Origin of the sequence: Dokdonella fugitiva, from assembly GCF_004342425.1 — a bacterium.
Classification (GTDB): Bacteria; Pseudomonadota; Gammaproteobacteria; order Xanthomonadales; family Rhodanobacteraceae; genus Dokdonella_A; species Dokdonella_A fugitiva.
This window is the reverse complement of record NZ_SLWQ01000001.1, coordinates 891,236-906,811: the sequence shown is the minus strand read 5'-3', so window position 1 is coordinate 906,811 and position 15,576 is coordinate 891,236. Positions and strand designations below refer to the sequence as shown.

At 72.0% G+C, this 15,576-nt stretch carries 12 protein-coding genes; 5 read left to right on the top strand and 7 right to left on the bottom strand.

Features of this window, described 5'->3' with window-relative positions; genetic code table 11:
* Positions 1–67 precede the first annotated feature (67 nt).
* On the top strand, positions 68–793 hold the full coding sequence (gene fabG, locus EV148_RS03840; RefSeq protein WP_131993656.1) for a 3-oxoacyl-ACP reductase FabG: 726 nt from the start codon (positions 68–70) through the stop codon (positions 791–793).
* Between the two features lie 133 nt (positions 794–926).
* Positions 927–1,742: a hypothetical protein gene (locus EV148_RS03835; protein ID WP_131993653.1), complete on the top strand. Its 816-nt coding sequence runs from the start codon at positions 927–929 to the stop codon at positions 1,740–1,742.
* A gap of 23 nt (positions 1,743–1,765) precedes the next feature.
* On the opposite strand, the gene EV148_RS03830 is transcribed toward EV148_RS03835, so the two are convergent.
* From EV148_RS03830 to EV148_RS03815, 4 genes are read right to left on the bottom strand one after another with little or no spacing between them, the layout of a single operon-like run.
* Positions 1,766–3,007, bottom strand: coding sequence for a cation:proton antiporter (locus EV148_RS03830; RefSeq protein ID WP_131993650.1), 1,242 nt, complete (start codon positions 3,005–3,007; stop codon positions 1,766–1,768).
* A gap of 9 nt (positions 3,008–3,016) precedes the next feature.
* Complete coding sequence (locus EV148_RS03825; protein ID WP_131993647.1) at positions 3,017–3,781, bottom strand: glycosyltransferase family 2 protein; 765 nt, start codon at positions 3,779–3,781, stop codon at positions 3,017–3,019.
* Entirely contained in the window at positions 3,778–4,557 is a 780-nt protein-coding gene (locus tag EV148_RS03820; protein WP_241987960.1) for a beta-ketoacyl synthase chain length factor, read from the bottom strand. Before EV148_RS03820 ends, EV148_RS03825 begins: the two co-directional genes overlap by 4 nt.
* Positions 4,554–5,741, bottom strand: a complete 1,188-nt coding sequence (locus EV148_RS03815; protein ID WP_182517300.1) for a beta-ketoacyl-ACP synthase — start codon at positions 5,739–5,741, stop codon at positions 4,554–4,556. The genes EV148_RS03820 and EV148_RS03815 overlap by 4 nt, the downstream gene beginning before the upstream one ends.
* 113 nt (positions 5,742–5,854) lie before the next feature.
* Here EV148_RS03815 and hemF point away from each other — a divergent pair, with 113 nt between their 5' ends.
* Positions 5,855–6,883, top strand: coding sequence for an oxygen-dependent coproporphyrinogen oxidase (gene hemF / locus EV148_RS03810; RefSeq protein WP_131993644.1), 1,029 nt, complete (start codon positions 5,855–5,857; stop codon positions 6,881–6,883).
* Positions 6,884–7,430: 547 nt separating this feature from the next.
* Here the strand turns inward: hemF and EV148_RS03805 are convergent.
* The 3 genes from EV148_RS03805 to EV148_RS03795 all read right to left on the bottom strand — a co-directional run bounded on the left by EV148_RS03805 (position 7,431) and on the right by EV148_RS03795 (position 11,312).
* A complete protein-coding gene (locus EV148_RS03805; protein ID WP_158287304.1) occupies positions 7,431–7,907 on the bottom strand; it encodes a DUF2782 domain-containing protein in 477 nt (158 codons plus the stop codon).
* An 85-nt stretch (positions 7,908–7,992) separates the two neighbouring features.
* Positions 7,993–10,749 (bottom strand): serine/threonine-protein kinase, encoded by a 2,757-nt coding sequence (locus EV148_RS03800; protein ID WP_131993638.1) that lies wholly within the window; start codon positions 10,747–10,749, stop codon positions 7,993–7,995.
* Positions 10,746–11,312 (bottom strand): ECF-type sigma factor, encoded by a 567-nt coding sequence (locus EV148_RS03795; RefSeq protein ID WP_158287303.1) that lies wholly within the window; start codon positions 11,310–11,312, stop codon positions 10,746–10,748. Before EV148_RS03795 ends, EV148_RS03800 begins: the two co-directional genes overlap by 4 nt.
* 112 nt (positions 11,313–11,424) lie before the next feature.
* On the opposite strand from EV148_RS03795, the gene EV148_RS03790 reads away from it, so the two are divergent.
* Positions 11,425–12,192, top strand: a complete 768-nt coding sequence (locus tag EV148_RS03790) for a hypothetical protein (protein WP_131993632.1) — start codon at positions 11,425–11,427, stop codon at positions 12,190–12,192.
* Positions 12,193–12,262: 70 nt separating this feature from the next.
* A complete protein-coding gene (gene polA / locus EV148_RS03785; protein WP_131993629.1) occupies positions 12,263–15,037 on the top strand; it encodes a DNA polymerase I in 2,775 nt (924 codons plus the stop codon).
* Positions 15,038–15,576 lie beyond the last annotated feature (539 nt).

Sequence of the window (15,576 nt, the reverse complement as noted above, 5' to 3'; positions counted from 1 at the left end):
GCGCAAAGGCGCGGGCCGGGTTCGCGGGTGGACTAGACTGCGCACCTTCCGAGGACAGGAGCCTGCAATGGAGAACCGACGCGCGCTCGTCACCGGCGGCAGCGGCGACATCGGCGGCGCGATCGCGCGCGCGCTGGCGGCGGACGGCTGCGACGTGCTCGTGCACGCGCACGGCGGCCTCGAGCGTGCGCAAGCCGTGGTGGAGGCGATCGTCGCGGCCGGCGGCCGCGCGCGGGCGATCGCGTTCGACCTCGTCGACGGCGAGGCCGCGCGCGCCGTGCTCGAAGCGGAACTCGCGCACGGGCCGATCCAGGTCCTCGTGCACAACGCGGGCATCCACGACGACGCACCGCTCGCGGGCATGCGCGAGGAGCAGTGGCGGCGCGTCATCGACGTGTCGCTGCACGGTTTCTTCCACGTCGTGCAGCCGCTGCTGCTGCCGATGGCACGCACGCGCTGGGGTCGCATCGTGTCACTCTCCTCGGTCGCCGCGGTGCTCGGCAACCGCGGCCAGGCCAACTACGCGGCGGCGAAATCGGCGCTGCACGGCGCGACGCGTTCGCTCGCGCGCGAGATGGCTTCGCGCGGGATCACCGTCAACGTCGTCGCTCCCGGCGTGATCGCCGGGCGCATGATCGGCGATGCGTTCGACGAGGCGCAGCTGAAAGCGATCGTCCCGGCCGGGCGCGCGGGCAAGCCGGAGGAGGTCGCCGCGCTCGTGCGTTTCCTCTGCTCGGACGCGGCCGGCTACGTCAACGGTCAGGTCATCGGCATCAACGGCGGCATGGGCTGAAGACGGCCACGGCACCCGTCGGCGCATCCTGAACGCCGGAATGTGACGCCGTTCGCCCTGCGCTTGCCGCATGCATCGCGGCATCGCGTGCCGGCGACGCGCACGATGCGGCCACCCAACGAGGAGTGCCCGCATGAACCTGCTCGCCCGTTCACTCACCGCCGCCGTCGCCAGCCTGTCGATGTCGGCCGCCTTCGCCGCGAACCCGGCGCCGCGCGCGATGGCCGACGACGTGTACTGGACCGCCGACGTGCCCGCGCCGCCGTCGCAGGCCGCGGTGCGCAGTGCCGCTCCTGCCGGCCCGGCCGCGTCGCCGGGTGCCGACGACGTCGGCGATGCCGATTCGTTCGGCCGCAACCTGACCTGGCTCGGCCTCACCGACGGCGCGATCGAACTCTCCCCCGACTGCAGCAGCGGCGCCGAACATTGCCAGATCCTCGCGCCCGCGCCTGCGGCGACGGCGTATTCGTTCCACGACGTCGGCCGCATCAAGCTGCCGAAGAACGCGACGAACTCGCTGCTCTGCTACTGGTTCTCGCCCGTGCTCTCGGTCAGCTACGACAATCCGACCGCGTCGCCGGTGGTGGCTCGACTCACCGTCGTGCCGAGCGTGACGGTCGAGAACCCCGTGCTCGACGACCCGTCGCTGATCGACCCGAACACCGGCCTGCCGTTCGGCGGCAGCCTGCTCACGGCCGTCACGTCGTCGGAGCGCTTCGAAGTGCCGCTCACGCCGGGCCAGCACCTGTTCCAGCGCGAGCGCGATTCGGCGGTGTGCATCGCCGGCCTCGTCAGCAAGCAGTCGCTGATGCAGAACTACGGGCTCAGCGAGGCGCAGGCACGCCAGTTCTTCAAGAAGCCGACCACGCTGCGCCTCAATGTCGAGGGCAGTGCGCAGTTCGTCGGCGACGCCTCGCTCTACTTCGGCCTGCGCGTCGTCGGCGACTGAGGCGCCGGCGGGCCGCGGCGTCGCTACTCGCGCGTCGCCGCGGCCTGCGCCCGGGCATCAGCGCGGCGCAGGCATGCGGCGAGCATCGGCGCCGCCATCAAGGTCGTCACGATCGTCATCGTCATCAGCAGGGTGAACAGGCCCGCGCCGATCACGCCGGCGGCGCGACCGACCTCGAGCACGACGAGTTCCATCATGCCGCGCGCATTCATCAACGACCCGACCGCGAGCGACGAGCGCGCGTCGAGCCCGGCGATGCGCGCGCCGGCACCCGCGCCGACGATCTTGCCGAGCACGGCCGCGGCGAGGATCAGCAGCAGCGCCCACGCGCCCGCGCCGGTGAACGCATCCACGGTCGTCGAGAGGCCCGCGAGCGCGAAGAACACCGGCATCAGCATGAGCACGGCGACGTGTTCGAGGCGCTCGACGAGGGTGTCGAGCAGGCGGTCGTCGCGCGGCAGGCAGGCCCCGAACAGGAATGCGCCGAACACCGCGTGCAGGCCGAGCCACTCGCTCGCCGCGGCCGTCGCGCAGGTGCCGACCAGCAGCGTGCCGAGCACCGCGCCGCCCGGCCGGCCGTCGTGCGCATGCCGCGCGAGCAGGCGCGCGAGCAGCGGGCGCAACACGCCGAAGGCGACCGTGCAGGCGAGCGCGAGCCCGCCGATCGTGCGCACGAATGCGCTTGCGCCGTGCGCCGCGATCGACGCGACCACGAAGGCGAGCAGGATCCATACGAGCACGTCGGCGAACGCGGTCGCGGCCAGCGAGAGTTGGCCGATCGGCGAGCGCGTGAGCCCGCGGTCCTTGAGGATGCGCGCCATCACCGGGAACGCCGTGATCGCGAGCGCTGCGGCGAGGAACGCCGCGAACGGCCAGGCACCGACGCCCGCGGGTGCGTAGTCGCGGTGGAGCACCGGTGCGATCGCGAGACCGAGCACGGCCGGGAGCAGCACCGCGGGAATGCCGACCCATGCGGCCGCGACGAGCCGCGCGCGTGCCCCGTCCGCCGCGCGCAGTTCGGCGCCGACGATGAACATGAACAGCACGGGGCCGAGCTGGCCGAGTCCGTGCAGCGCGGCGAGGCCGCCCTTCGGAAACAGCGCCGCGTGCCATTCCGGCGCGACTGCGCCGAACACGACCGGGCCGAGCACGAAGCCGGCGATCATCTCGCCGATCACCGCGGGCTGGCCGAGCCGGCGCAGCAGCAGTGCGAGTACGCGCGCCGTGGCGAGGATGACGCTCAGCTGCAGCAGCAGGTGCGGCATCGGCGCTTGCTACCCGGCGGCGGGCGGATCGTAGATCAGTGGCGGGCGATCGTGGCCGCGGCGGTAGCTGTCGACGATGCGGCCGTAGTGCAGGATGCGGCGTACCGTGTACATCGTGATGCGCGTGACGTCGCGCACCGGGCGGAAATGGCTGAGGCGGAACTCGCCCTGGTAGCGCGAGTCGATCGGCACCGACACGACGCCGAGCCCCTTCTCGCGCGTCGCCGCGATCAGCAGCGCCGCTTCGAACACGAAGTCGTCGGCCTCGAGGTCGGCGAGTTCGAGCGCGGCGAGCGGGTAGTAGCGCTGGCCGCTCTGCGTATCGGCGATCGGCAGCGCGCAGCCCCAGGAGATGCCCCAGTCGGCGACCGCGTTGGCGCGGCGGCGCGCCTTCGGCTGGTTCTCGCGATGGCGGATGCGCGCGCCGATCACGATGTGCTCGGGATGGCGTCGCGCGGCGGCGAGCAGGCGCGGGATGTCTTCGGCGAGGTGCTGGCCGTCGCCATCCATCGCGATCACGGCGTCGAAGCCGAGTTCGCGCGCCTTGCGGAACGCGTCGCGCAGGCCCTGGCCCTTGCCGAGCGGCGTCGCATGGCGGATCAGCGTGTGCGGCAGGTCGGCGATGCATTCGACCGTGCGATCGGTGGAACCGTCGTCGACGACGATCACGTTCGGGCAGATCGCAAGCACGGATTCGACCACGCCGCGGATCGCGCGCTCCTCGTTGAGCGCGGGAATCACCACGACGACGCGCGCGGGATCGGTCGCACTCATGCGAGCACCTCGATCGCGAGCGCGCTGCCGGCGCCGGCGGGCAGGCGCAGTCGCGCGCAATGGCCGTGCGCGAGCGCGCCGAACAGTGGCAGCAACGCGGCGTCGAACCAGCTTCCGCGCAGCGCCGGCGCGTCGTCGCCGTCACCGTCGTGGCGCAGCCGCAGGGCGGCGACGGTGTGCGCGCTGCGTTCGGGATTGAGCACGAACGCGACGCCGATGCTCGCCTCGGCGCGCATTGCGCCGGCGAGCGCGCCGCAGGCGCCGACGTCGTAGGCGGTGAACAGGATGGGCGCCTCGTTCGCGTGCGCTTCGACAGCGGCCTCGAACAGGCCCGCGGCGAAACTCGCGCCGGACGCCGACAGCGCGTTCGACGCGGCATGGCATTGGGTGGCGACGGTCCAGTAGCCGGCCGCGGCATTGAGCACGGAGTTGTGGAACTTCGTCGGCGAGAGTTCGAGCGGGTTCGCGGCGAGCGTCATGCACATATGTTCGGTGATCGCGAGGTCGCCGTGCATCGAGGCGAACACGCAGGGAAGGTGGGCCGGCTCGCGCGCAGCCATCGTGCAGGCCTGGCCGGCGACGTCGCAGGCGAGCCGCACGGTTTCCGGCGCGCGCCGGCCTTCGTTCGGCGGCAGCACCGCGGGACTGGCCCCGCTCGCGCCGAGCAGTGCGGGCGAACCACCGTCGCGCAGCAGCGCGCGGGCGGCGGCCCAGTCGGCGAGGCCGGGCGACCGCCAGCCGATGCCGTCGACGTGCACGGTGAGCATGCCGTTCATGCGGCGCACCCGAACGCGAGCGTGCAGTTGTTGCCGCCGAAGCCGAACGAGTTGCTCAAGGCGACGCGCACCGCGCGTTCCTCGTTGGCGAGCGCGAGCTGCGCGCTGCAGGCCGGCTCCGCCACCTCGGTATTGAGCGTGCCCGGCACGAAGCCGTGCTCGATCGCGAGCAGGCTGATCACCGCTTCGAGGATGCCGGCGGCGCCGAGCGTATGGCCGGTCCAGCCCTTGGTCGAACTCGCGCGCGTCGTCGGCGGGAACATGTCGGCGAGCACGGCCGCCTCGACTTCGTCGTTCTTCACCGTCGCGGTGCCGTGCAGGTTCACGTAGTCCACTTCGCGCGCGTCGATGCCGGCGCGCGCGAACGCGTCGGCGAGCGCGAGGCGCGCACCGAGGCCGTGCGGATGCGGCGTCGACATGTGATGTGCATCGGAGGATTCGCCGTAACCGAGCAGGCGCGGCGCGCCAGCACCCTCGCGCTCGAGCAGGACGAAGCCGGCCGCTTCGCCGATCGAGATGCCGCGGCGGGCGACGTCGAACGGCCGGCAGGCGTCGGGTGACACGAGCTCGAGCGCGTTGAAGCCGAACAGCACGCTGCCGCACAGCGTGTCGACGCCGGCGAGGATCGCCGCGTCGACGATGCCGAGGCGGATCAGGCGTTCGGCCTGGGCGAAGATCTTCGCGCTCGACGAACACGCGGTGGCGATCGTCGAGCATGGCCCGCGCGTACCCAAGGCCTCCTGCAGGAACAGGCCGAGCGAATGCGGCGTGTGCAGCACGGGTGCGGCGAGCGCGGCCGGGAAGCGGCCGTCCTCGAGCGAGCGGAATGCCGCTTCGGTCGAGCCGATGCTCGCCGTCGACGTGCCGGCGAGCAACGCGACGCGCCCGGCGCCATGGCGCGCGATCGCCTCGCGTGCGGCGTCGAGGAATGCGTCGGCGCCGAGGCCGAGCCAGGCGAGGCGGTTGTTGCGGCTGTCGTGCGCGGCCCATTCCGTCGGCAACGGCGACGCTTCCAGTCCGTCGACGCGACCGATCGCGCAGGCGAGCGGCGTCGTCGTGAAATCGTTCGCGCGCAATCCACTGCGGCGACCTCGCAGCGCCTCGACGTGGGCGTGCCGGCCGCGGCCAAGCGCGGACGTTGCGGTGTACGCGGTGATGGCGAGCGGCGGGATGCGGCTGGGCACGCGGCGATGGGGTGGATGAATGGCCGGAAATTATGACACAGGGTCGCAGGCAGGCCGGCGCCGCGTGCCCCGCGGTACCATCGCGGCGTTCCGAGCTGCCGCGCGAGGCGCCGATGGTCGACCCCTTCATCCCCCACGGCGATCCCGCCCCCGAGGTCCGGGTCGATCTCGTGCATGCGTTCCTGACCGGCCTGCAGGATCGCATCTGCGAGGCGCTCGAGGCGGCCGACGGCAGCGCGCGCTTCCTCGAGGATGCGTGGCGGCGGGGGGAGGCCGTGCCGGGCTCATCCCCTCCGCCATCCGCGGCGCGGGACGGGGACGAGAGCGGTCGGCCTGCGGCCGCCGCGGCGCTCTCGGGTGGCGGCCGCACGCGCGTGCTCAAGCAGGGCGCCGTGTTCGAGCAGGCCGGGGTGAACTTCTCGCTCGTCTCGGGCGCGCGCCTGCCACCCGCGGCGAGCGCCCACCGGCCGGAACTCGCCGGCGCGCCGTGGACCGCGCTCGGCGTGTCGCTGGTCGTGCATCCGCGCAATCCATACGTGCCGACGACGCACATGAACGTGCGCTATTTCGAAGCGCGCCCGGCGCAACCCGGGGTCGATCGCAACTGGTGGTTCGGCGGCGGCTTCGACCTCACGCCGTACTATCCGTTCGACGAGGACATCGTGCACTGGCACACGATCGCGCGCGACGCGGTCGCGCCGTTCGGCGACGACGTCTATCCGCGCTGGAAGCAGTGGTGCGACGAGTACTTCTTCCTCAAGCACCGCAACGAGACGCGCGGCGTCGGCGGCCTGTTTTTCGACGATCTCGCCGCCGGCGGCTTCGATCGCTGCTTCGGCCTCACGCGCAGCGTCGGCAACGCGTTCCTCGAGGCCTACCTGCCACTCGTCGCGCGACGCAAGGCGACGCCCTTCGGCGAGCGCGAGCGCGAATTCCAGCTGTACCGGCGCGGCCGCTACGTCGAGTTCAACCTCGTCTACGACCGCGGCACGTTGTTCGGCCTGCAATCGGGTGGGCGAACCGAATCGATCCTCATGTCGCTGCCGCCGCGCGTGCGGTTCGAATATGCGTACGCGCCGGAGCCCGGCAGCGACGAAGCGCGCTTGGCCGATTACCTTCGGCCGCGCGATTGGCTCGCGTGACGGTGTCCGCGGCTCGCGCTTCGCGCGCCCCGCCGCTCAGGGCCGGGTAGGGCGGTACGAAGCGCGCGGGGCGCATGATTCGCGCGAGGCGTGCCGTTCGCGAGTGCCGCCGTCCGCGCGCACCGCCGCTCGGGGCCGGGTAGGGCGGTACGAAGCGCGCGAGGCGCATGATTCGCGAGGCGTGCCGTTCGCGCGCACCGCCGCTCGGGGCCGGGTAGGGCGGTACGAAGCGCGCGGGGCGGATGATTCGTGCGAGGCGTGCCGTTCGCGAGTGCCGCCGTCCGCGCGCACCGCCGCTCAGGGCCGGATAGGACGGTACGAAGCGCGCGAGGCGCATGATTCGCGCGAGGCGTGCCGTTCGCGAGTGCCGCCGTCCGCGCGCACCGCCGCTCGGGGCCGGGTAGGGCGGTACGAAGCGCGCGAGGCGCATGATTCGCGAGGCGTGCCGTTCGCGCGCACCGCCGCTCGGGGCCGGGTAGGGCGGTACGAAGCGCGCGGGGCGGATGATTCGTGCGAGGCGTGCCGTTCGCGAGTGCCGCCGTCCGCGCTACTTCCACTCGTACAGCGAGTAATACACCGGCGACACCGGTCCTTCCTTCGGATCGCGCACGAGGCGACCGCTGCCGTCATTGGTCATGAAGGTCTGGCTCGGGCCGGTGACCGGGATGATGCGGATCATCCAGATGCGGCCGTTCTGGCGATATTCCTCCACCGTGTCGTCGCCCTGCTTGCGCTTGGTCACTTCGCTGCGCGCGATGCGGTCATCCGTCGCGGCCTTGTCGCGCGAGGCCTTGTCGCGCACGAGGCGCGCGTCGGGCTTCGGCAGCGGCGCGAGCGGATCGTCGGCGGCAGGGGCGGCGGCCGGCTCTTCCGCGGCCGCCGGGGTTGCGGTGGTGGTCACGCCGGGTTCGTCCATGCCCGGCGGAGGCGGTACGTCCGCCTTGGCGGGCGGGCGGTCCGCAGCGGTCGCCACACCCATCACGGCGACGAACAGCACGGATGCGAGCGATACGATCGGCTTCATGGCGTCACCTCGAAGGGTCATGCGCGCAGCCTAGCAGACCTGCATGAATGCGCGCGCGAAGCGCATCGCAGGCCGCAGCGGTGATTCAGCGCAGGCCGAGCTGCTGCGCCGTCCGCTCGGCCGCGGCGCGGTTGATCTCCTGCGGCAGCATCGCCTCTCGCAGCACCGGCAGGGCGGGCGCGAGCAGCGCGCGCGCCTCGCCGCGGTCGCCGGCGCGCAGGCGCACTGCGGCGAGTTCGCTGCGCGCGATCGACAGGTCGATCGGCTGCGCGCCGACGGCTTCGAAGCCGGCCACTGCAGCGCGCAGCTCGCGCTCGGCACCGGCGACGTCGCCGCGGTCGAGCGCGAACGCGCCGCGCGCGCGGCGCATGTGCAGGAAGATCGGATGCTCGGCCGGCGCGAGTGCGTGCCAGAGCCGCTCGGCCTCGTCGAGCAGGGCCAGCCCGTCGTCGGGGCGGTGCATGTTGCGCGCGAGCACGACCAGCTGCCAGGTCAGCATCGCGTATTCGCCGGACGCCTCGCCGTCGATGCGCAAGGCGCGCGCGCGCAGGTCCGTCAGGCGTTCGAGCGCGCGTGCATGCCCGCCGGCGAGGCCGAGCGTGCGCGCCTGTTCGCGCTCGATGCGCCGGCGCACCTGGTGGTCGGCGCCGACGCCGGCGCCGTCGAGCAGGGCGAAGGCGTTGTCGTAGTGGCCGATCGCAGTGGCGTAGTCGCCGGCGTTTTCCAGCACCGCGGCGAGGTTGCCTTCGGACACCGCGCGATCGGCCGCGCCGTCGATGCCCGCGCCGGCCATGTGACGGTCCGACTCGCGCAACAGCTCGGCGGCCTCGCGGTAGCGGCCGAGGTCGTTGACCGCGATCGCGAGGTCATTGGTGAGCTCCATCATGCGCGCACCGCCCGGGTCGACCACGCGCTGCTGCAGCGCGATCGCCTCGCGCAGCAGCCGCTCGGCCTCGGCGGGCTCGCCGCCCGCACTCTTCGCGTTCGCCTTGGAGCGCAGCAGCAGCACGTGCTCGGGCGATTCGCGGGGCCGTTCCGCATCGACGCGGGCGAGGCCCGCTTCGGCGATCGCGAGCGCCTCGTCCGCCTCGCCGGCGGTCGCGAGCAGCGCGGCGAGCGCCTGCGTGATGCCCGTGTAGAGCTCGAGCGGCGTCGAGGGCAACGCCTTCGCTTCGGCGAGCGCCTCGCGCAGCAGCGCGATCGCGCGTTCGTCGTCGCCGCCGCGGTGGTACACGAGCGCGAGTGCCTGCCGGCTGCGCAAGCGTTCGACGCGATCGTCGGGCGCGAACCGCGCGCGCCAGTCGGCCGCGCGTTGCGCCGCGTCGAGTGCGGCGTCGACGTCGCCCTTGATGCCGAGTTCGCTCGCGTATTCGTCGTAGTCCCCGGCGAGGCGCAAGGCTTCGGCGCGGTCCGCCGGCTGCGCGTCGCGCAGGCCGTCGCGCATGAGTTGCAGGGCGGTGCCGACGTCGCCGAGATCGCCGTAGAGGTGCGCGAGCAGGCGTTGCATCGGCCGCACGAGCGCGGGATCGTCGCGCGCAGCGAGCTTCGCGCGCGCGGCGTCGAGCAGGTCGCGCACGCTGACCTGGCGGCTCATCGCGACGTCGGGCGCCGCGGCCGAGATCGCGTCGCTGAGGAAGTCGAGCGACGCACGCGCGCGGCTCGCCTCGCGCTCGGCCGAGGCTGCCGCCTGCTGCGCCGCCGCTTCGGCCGCGAGCGCGCGCGTGCGCTCGCGCTCGAGCCGCCAGACGAAGGCGCACGCGACGAACACGGCGAGTGCCGCGGCGGCGAAGCCGAGGCGATGGCGCGCGACGAACTTGCGCAGGCGATAGCCGTGCGTCCAGCGCGCCGCGCGCACCGGCCGGCCTTCGCGCAGGCGGCGAAGGTCGTCGCGGAACTCGGTCGCGCTCGCGTAGCGGCGCGCCGGATCGGCCTCGGTCGCCTTGGCGAGGATGCCGCGCAGGTCCGCGTCGAGGCGCAGCGGCGTGATCGGCGAAGCGCGCAGGTCGCCCGCATCACGGCGCCCTTCGAGCATCTCGCGCAGCAGCACGCCGAGGCTGTAGATGTCGCTCGCGGTGGTGATGGCGAGCCCCTGTTCCTGTTCCGGGCTCGCGTAGCCGCGGCTGAACACCCGCGTCGAGGTTTCGCGGTGCGATTCCTCGCCCGCTTCGACGAGGCGCGCGATGCCGAAGTCGAGCAGCTTGACCGTGCCGTCGGTCGCGACCATCACGTTCGCCGGCTTGATGTCGCGGTGCACGACCAGGTGGCTGTGCGCGTGCGCGACCGCATCGAGCATCGCTTCGAACAGGGCGAGGCGATCGCGCAGGGTCGGCGCGTGCAGCGCGACGTGTTCGAGCAGCGGCACGCCGTCGACATATTCGAGCGCGAGCCAGGGCTGGCCCTCGGCGGTTTCGCCGCCGTCGAGCAGGCGCGCGATGTTCGGATGGTCGAGGCCGGCGAGGATCTGCCGTTCCTGGCGCAGGCGGCGCGTCGCCTCGCGCGTCGGGAAGCCGCGCAGCAGCTTGATCGCGACCTGGCGCTCGAACTGGCCGTCGGCGCGCTCGGCGAGGAAGACCGTGCCCATGCCGCCGGCGCCGAGTTCGCGCACGAGGCGCCAGGCGCCGAATTCGCGCGACGTCGACTCGTGCAGGCGCGCGGCGCCGCGGGCGATCGCATCGGCGAGCGGGTCGCCCCCGGCGTCGTCGGCGGCGAGCAGGCGCGTGAGGCGCGTGCGCGCGGCGGCATCGAGCGGGAGCTCGTCGATCTCGGCCGCGCGTTGCGCCGGATCGAGCGCACGCAGGCGCTCGAAATGCGGCGCGAGGGCGTCGAGCAGCGGCGCGTTCATGCCTCGAGCGCGGCGCGCAGCCACGCGCGCGCGAGGCGCAGGTCGCGGTCGACCGTGCCCTCCGATACCTGCAGCGCCTGCGCGACCTCGATCCGGCTGAGGCCGCCGAAATACACCAGTTCGATCATCTGCGCGCGCCGTGCGTCGCTCTGCTGCAGGTCGCGCAAGGCGTCGTCGATGCGCACGAGCTCGGCATCGCCGTCGTTCGCGGCGACGCCGAGCGCGGCGTCGAGCTCGACCTTCTCGGCGCCGCCGCCACGCTTGGAGGCGAGGCGCTGGCGCGCCGCGTCGACGAGGATCTGCCGCGTCGCCTGCGCGGCGACGTGGAAGAAGTGGCGCCGATCGCTCCAGGCCGCGTCGCTGCCGAGCAGGCGGATCAGTGCTTCATGGGCGAGGTCGGTCGCGCTCAGCGTCGCGCCCGGCATCTGCCGCAGCGACTGCGCCGCGATCGCACGCACGTTGGCGTAGACGCGCTCGACCAGCGCCTCGCGCGCGCCCTCGTCGCCTTCGCGCCAGGCGGCGATCAGGCGCGTGACCTCGTGGTCGGCCGGCGCTTCAGCCATGGCCGCGCATCGGTCCACGCGCGCGCCGGGCCGGCGCCCGCTGTGCCCGGGCATGAGGGCTTTCGGCGCGGTTTGTCGTACCTGTCATCGAAGTTGCCATCGGAGCGTTGCCGTGATCATACGACCTCGACGTATCGCCTGGACTGCGGCAGGGTTCGCACTGGCCCTGTCGACCGCGTTCGCGCAATCCCTGCCCGTGCCGACGCCGACCGGCCCGCTGTCGCTGCCCGGCCCGGACATGGTCACGCCGTGGTTCAACGGCGTGATCACGAGCATCGGCTCGGTCTGGGCCTGCGGCAGCAATCCGCCGATCTACGGCACCCGCGTCATGGGCTACACCGGCTTCAGCCATCCGCCGCCGAACTACTCGCCCGCGATCGGCGAGGTGTTCTACACCCATCTCGTGCTCGGTCATCCGGGCAACCCGTGCGGCGGCAGCGTGGTCGGCCTCGAGCTGATCCTGCCGCCCGGCGTGGAAACCGCGGTCTCGGCGAACAACCCGACCTTCTGCTTCGCGATCCTGCCCAACCCCGACCGCCTGCACGACATGGACGCCGACCCCGACTACGGCTGCCCGACCACGTTCCCGCAGGGCCTCGAAGGGCTCGCCGTGCGTCCCTTGCGTGGCGGCTTCCAGAACAGCAGCGCCTGGGGCATGGCGCAGGGCTTCTGGCTCGAGATCCTCATCCCGCTGCGCGCGACCCAGGTTCAGCTCGGCAACCAGTCGATCCGCTGGCGCGTGAACCCGGGCATCGCCGAGGTCGGCTACGCCGAGGTGCCGGCCTTCGTCAACGGCGACGTGCTCTTCCGCGACGAGATGGAGAACACGCTGCTCCTGCTCGACTTGTGCACGGTCAATCCCGCGCCGCAGGGCTGCTGAGCACGGCCGTGGCGTTGCAATGCGGGCGGGCGCGCGCGAAGCTGCGCGCCCGCCGTCCTGCAAGCCCGCCATGCCCCGCCTCGTCCTCATCGACGGTTCGTCGTACCTGTATCGCGCGTTCCACGCCCTGCCGCCGCTGACCAACGCCGCCGGCGAGCCGACCGGCGCGCTGTTCGGCGTCGTCAACATGCTGCGCACGATCCTCAAGCAGCGCCCCGACTACGTCGCGTTCGTCGCCGACGCGCCCGGGCGCACGTTCCGCGACGACCTCTACGCCGAGTACAAGGCGAACCGCCAGGCGATGCCCGACGACCTGCTCGCGCAGGTCGAGCCGATGCATGCGATCGTCGGCGCGCTCGGGTTCCCGATCCTGCGCGTCGACGGCGTCGAAGCCGACGACGTCATCGGCACGCTCGCGCGGCGTGCCGTGGCCGAGGGCATCGACGTCACGATCTCGACCGGCGACAAGGATTTCGCCCAGCTGGTCATGCCCGGCATCGAGCTCGTCAACACGATGACCAACACGACGCTCGACGCCGCCGCGGTGTTCGACAAGTTCGGCGTGCGCCCGGACCAGATCGTCGACTACCTCGCCCTCATGGGCGACAGCATCGACAATATCCCGGGCGTGGAGAAATGCGGGCCGAAGACCGCGGCGAAATGGCTCGCGCAATACGGCAGCCTCGACGAGGTGATCGCGCATGCGCACGAGGTCGGCGGCAAGATCGGCGAGAACCTGCGCAAGGCGTTGCCGCAACTGCCGCTGTCGCGCCAGCTCGCGACGATCCGCACCGACGTGCCGCTCGCGCAAGGGCCGCGCGACCTGCACCTGCGCGAACGCGACACCGACGCGTTGCGCGAGCTGTATCGCCGCTACGAGTTCAATGCCGCATTGAAGGAACTCGACGCCGGCACGGAGCCGGCCGCGCGTGCCGCACCCGACCTGCCCGCGGCGGAGCTGCCGCAGCGGCGCGAGTTCGGCGTGCGCGGCATCTCGCCGCCGCCGGTGCCGAGCACGGATCCCGAACTCATCGGTCCGGGCCGGTACGAACTGGTGACGACCGAGGCGCAGCTCGACGGGTGGCTGGCGAAGCTCGCCACAGCCGGACTCGTTGCGTTCGACAGCGAAACCGATTCGCTCGACCCGCTGCAGGCGCGCATCGTCGGCGTGTCGATCGCCGCGGCGCCGCGCGAAGGCGCGTACATCCCGCTCGCGCACGACTATCCCGGCGCGCCGGCGCAGCTCGATGCCGCGCACGTGCTGGCGCGCCTGAAGCCCCTGCTCGAGGACGCCACGCAGCCGAAGGTCGGCCAGCACGCCAAGTACGACATCAACGTGCTGTCGACCCATGGCATCGCCCTGCGCGGCGTCGCGCACGACACCATGCTCGAGTCGTACGTGCTCAACTCGACCGCTTCGCGCCACGACATGGACACGCTCGCCAAACGCCATCTCGGCTACGAGACGGTGCCGTACGAGCAGGTGGCCGGACGCGGCGCGAAGCAGATCCCGTTCTCGCAGGTCGACCTCGACACCGCGTGCCGCTACGCGGCCGAGGATGCCGACGTGACCTTGCGCCTGCACCGCGCGCTGTGGGCGAAGCTCGAGGCGGAGCCGCGCCTGCGCCACGTCTACGAGACGATCGAGATGCCGCTCGTGCCGGTGCTCGCGCGCATGGAGCAGCGCGGCGTGCTGGTCGACACGGTCGCGCTCAAGCAGCAGAGCCACGAGCTGGCGCGACGCATGCACGAGATAAACGAGCGCGCGCACGCGATCGCCGGCCGCAGCTTCAGCCTCGATTCGCCCAAGCAGTTGCAGGCGATCCTGTTCGACGAACTGAAGCTGCCCGCGCTCATGAAGACACCGAGCGGACAGCCGTCGACGAACGAGGAAGCGCTCGAGGCGATCGCCGACCAGCACGAACTGCCGCGCCTGATCCTCGACTACCGCGGCCTCGCCAAGTTGCGCTCGACCTACACCGAGAAACTCGCCGACAACGTCAACCCGCGCACCGGGCGCGTGCACACGAGCTACAACCAGGCGACCGCGGCGACCGGCCGCCTCTCGTCGGTCGAACCGAACCTGCAGAACATCCCGATCCGCACCGAGGAAGGCCGGCGCATCCGCCAGGCGTTCGTCGCACCGCCGGGCTGGAAGGTCGTCGCCGCCGACTATTCGCAGATCGAGCTGCGCATCATGGCGCACCTGTCCGGCGATCCCGGCCTGCTCGCCGCGTTCCACGGCAACCAGGACGTGCACCGCGCGACCGCGGCGGAAGTGTTCGGGTTGCCGCTCGAGCAGGTCGACGCGAACCAGCGCCGCGCGGCGAAGGCGATCAATTTCGGGCTCATGTACGGCATGAGCGCATTCGGCCTCGCGCGCCAGCTCGGCGTCGGCCGCGGCGAGGCGCAGGACTACATGGCGCGCTATTTCTCCCGCTATCCGGGCGTGCGGGACTTCATGGAGCGCGTGCGCGAGCAGGCGCATCGCGACGGCTGGGTCGAAACCGTATTCGGCCGGCGCCTCCACCTCGACTACATCCATTCGCGCAACGCGGCGCAGCGCGCCGGCGCCGAGCGCGCGGCGATCAACGCGCCGATGCAGGGCACCGCGGCCGACATCATCAAGCGCGCGATGATCTCGGTCGACGCCTGGCTGCTCGAGCACCAGGACGCCGCCCACATGCTCATGCAGGTGCACGACGAACTCGTGTTCGAGGTGCGCGCGGAGGCGGTCGACGCGATCGTCGCAGGCGTGCGCGAACGCATGGCCGGCGCGGCCGAACTCGCCGTGCCGCTGGTGGTCGATGTCGGCGTCGGCGCGAACTGGGACGAGGCGCACTGAGCGTGCACGAGGTCTTCTGGCCTGCGACGTGAGGCCGCATCGAAGCGAGCTTCAGGTTGAAGGCGCGGTCACGGCCGGTCGCTCTGGCCGAGCGCGTGCGCCCGCACAACTACCTGCGCTTGCTGCACCCGCCATCCACGGGGTGCAAAAAAGAAATGCCCCGAGGGCCAGGGGGAGCCCTCGGGGCGGGGAAGCCGATCTGGGGAGGGATCGGTCTTCGCGGGTTGCACTCAGGGAGGTGAGTCAACCAGGGTGCCGTTGCGTGCACCCGGAAACATAGATCGGGATCGAGGCTGAAAGTTTCCAGTGCGTCGCGGCTGTCGTTTAGCGGGCATTCATGCTCGCGTGAGTTCGTCCGCCAATGGCATGCGCAGGCCCCGCGGCGCGTTTGCAGGGCTTGGCGGCGATCCAGGGCCGCACTTTCGACGCGAAGCACGCGCCGACCTGGGCACGGATCGGGGCCAGGTCCATGGTCGCTCCGAGCAAGCGGGTGGGCGCCTGCCCTGCGCGCAATTTCGGCAACCTCGGGGTGGGGCACA

What these genes read in the sequence shown, in the direction of transcription:
- EV148_RS03805 (WP_158287304.1), bottom strand. Translation starts at nt 7,907, where the DNA reads ATGAAGCCGATCGTATCGCTCGCATCCGTGCTGTTCGTCGCCGTGATG.
- EV148_RS03835 (WP_131993653.1), top strand. Translation starts at nt 927, where the DNA reads ATGAACCTGCTCGCCCGTTCACTCACCGCCGCCGTCGCCAGCCTGTCG.
- polA (WP_131993629.1), top strand. Translation starts at nt 12,263, where the DNA reads ATGCCCCGCCTCGTCCTCATCGACGGTTCGTCGTACCTGTATCGCGCG.
- EV148_RS03820 (WP_241987960.1), bottom strand. Translation starts at nt 4,557, where the DNA reads ATGAACGGCATGCTCACCGTGCACGTCGACGGCATCGGCTGGCGGTCG.
- EV148_RS03795 (WP_158287303.1), bottom strand. Translation starts at nt 11,312, where the DNA reads ATGGCTGAAGCGCCGGCCGACCACGAGGTCACGCGCCTGATCGCCGCC.
- EV148_RS03830 (WP_131993650.1), bottom strand. Translation starts at nt 3,007, where the DNA reads ATGCCGCACCTGCTGCTGCAGCTGAGCGTCATCCTCGCCACGGCGCGC.
- EV148_RS03800 (WP_131993638.1), bottom strand. Translation starts at nt 10,749, where the DNA reads ATGAACGCGCCGCTGCTCGACGCCCTCGCGCCGCATTTCGAGCGCCTG.
- hemF (WP_131993644.1), top strand. Translation starts at nt 5,855, where the DNA reads ATGGTCGACCCCTTCATCCCCCACGGCGATCCCGCCCCCGAGGTCCGG.
- EV148_RS03825 (WP_131993647.1), bottom strand. Translation starts at nt 3,781, where the DNA reads ATGAGTGCGACCGATCCCGCGCGCGTCGTCGTGGTGATTCCCGCGCTC.
- fabG (WP_131993656.1), top strand. Translation starts at nt 68, where the DNA reads ATGGAGAACCGACGCGCGCTCGTCACCGGCGGCAGCGGCGACATCGGC.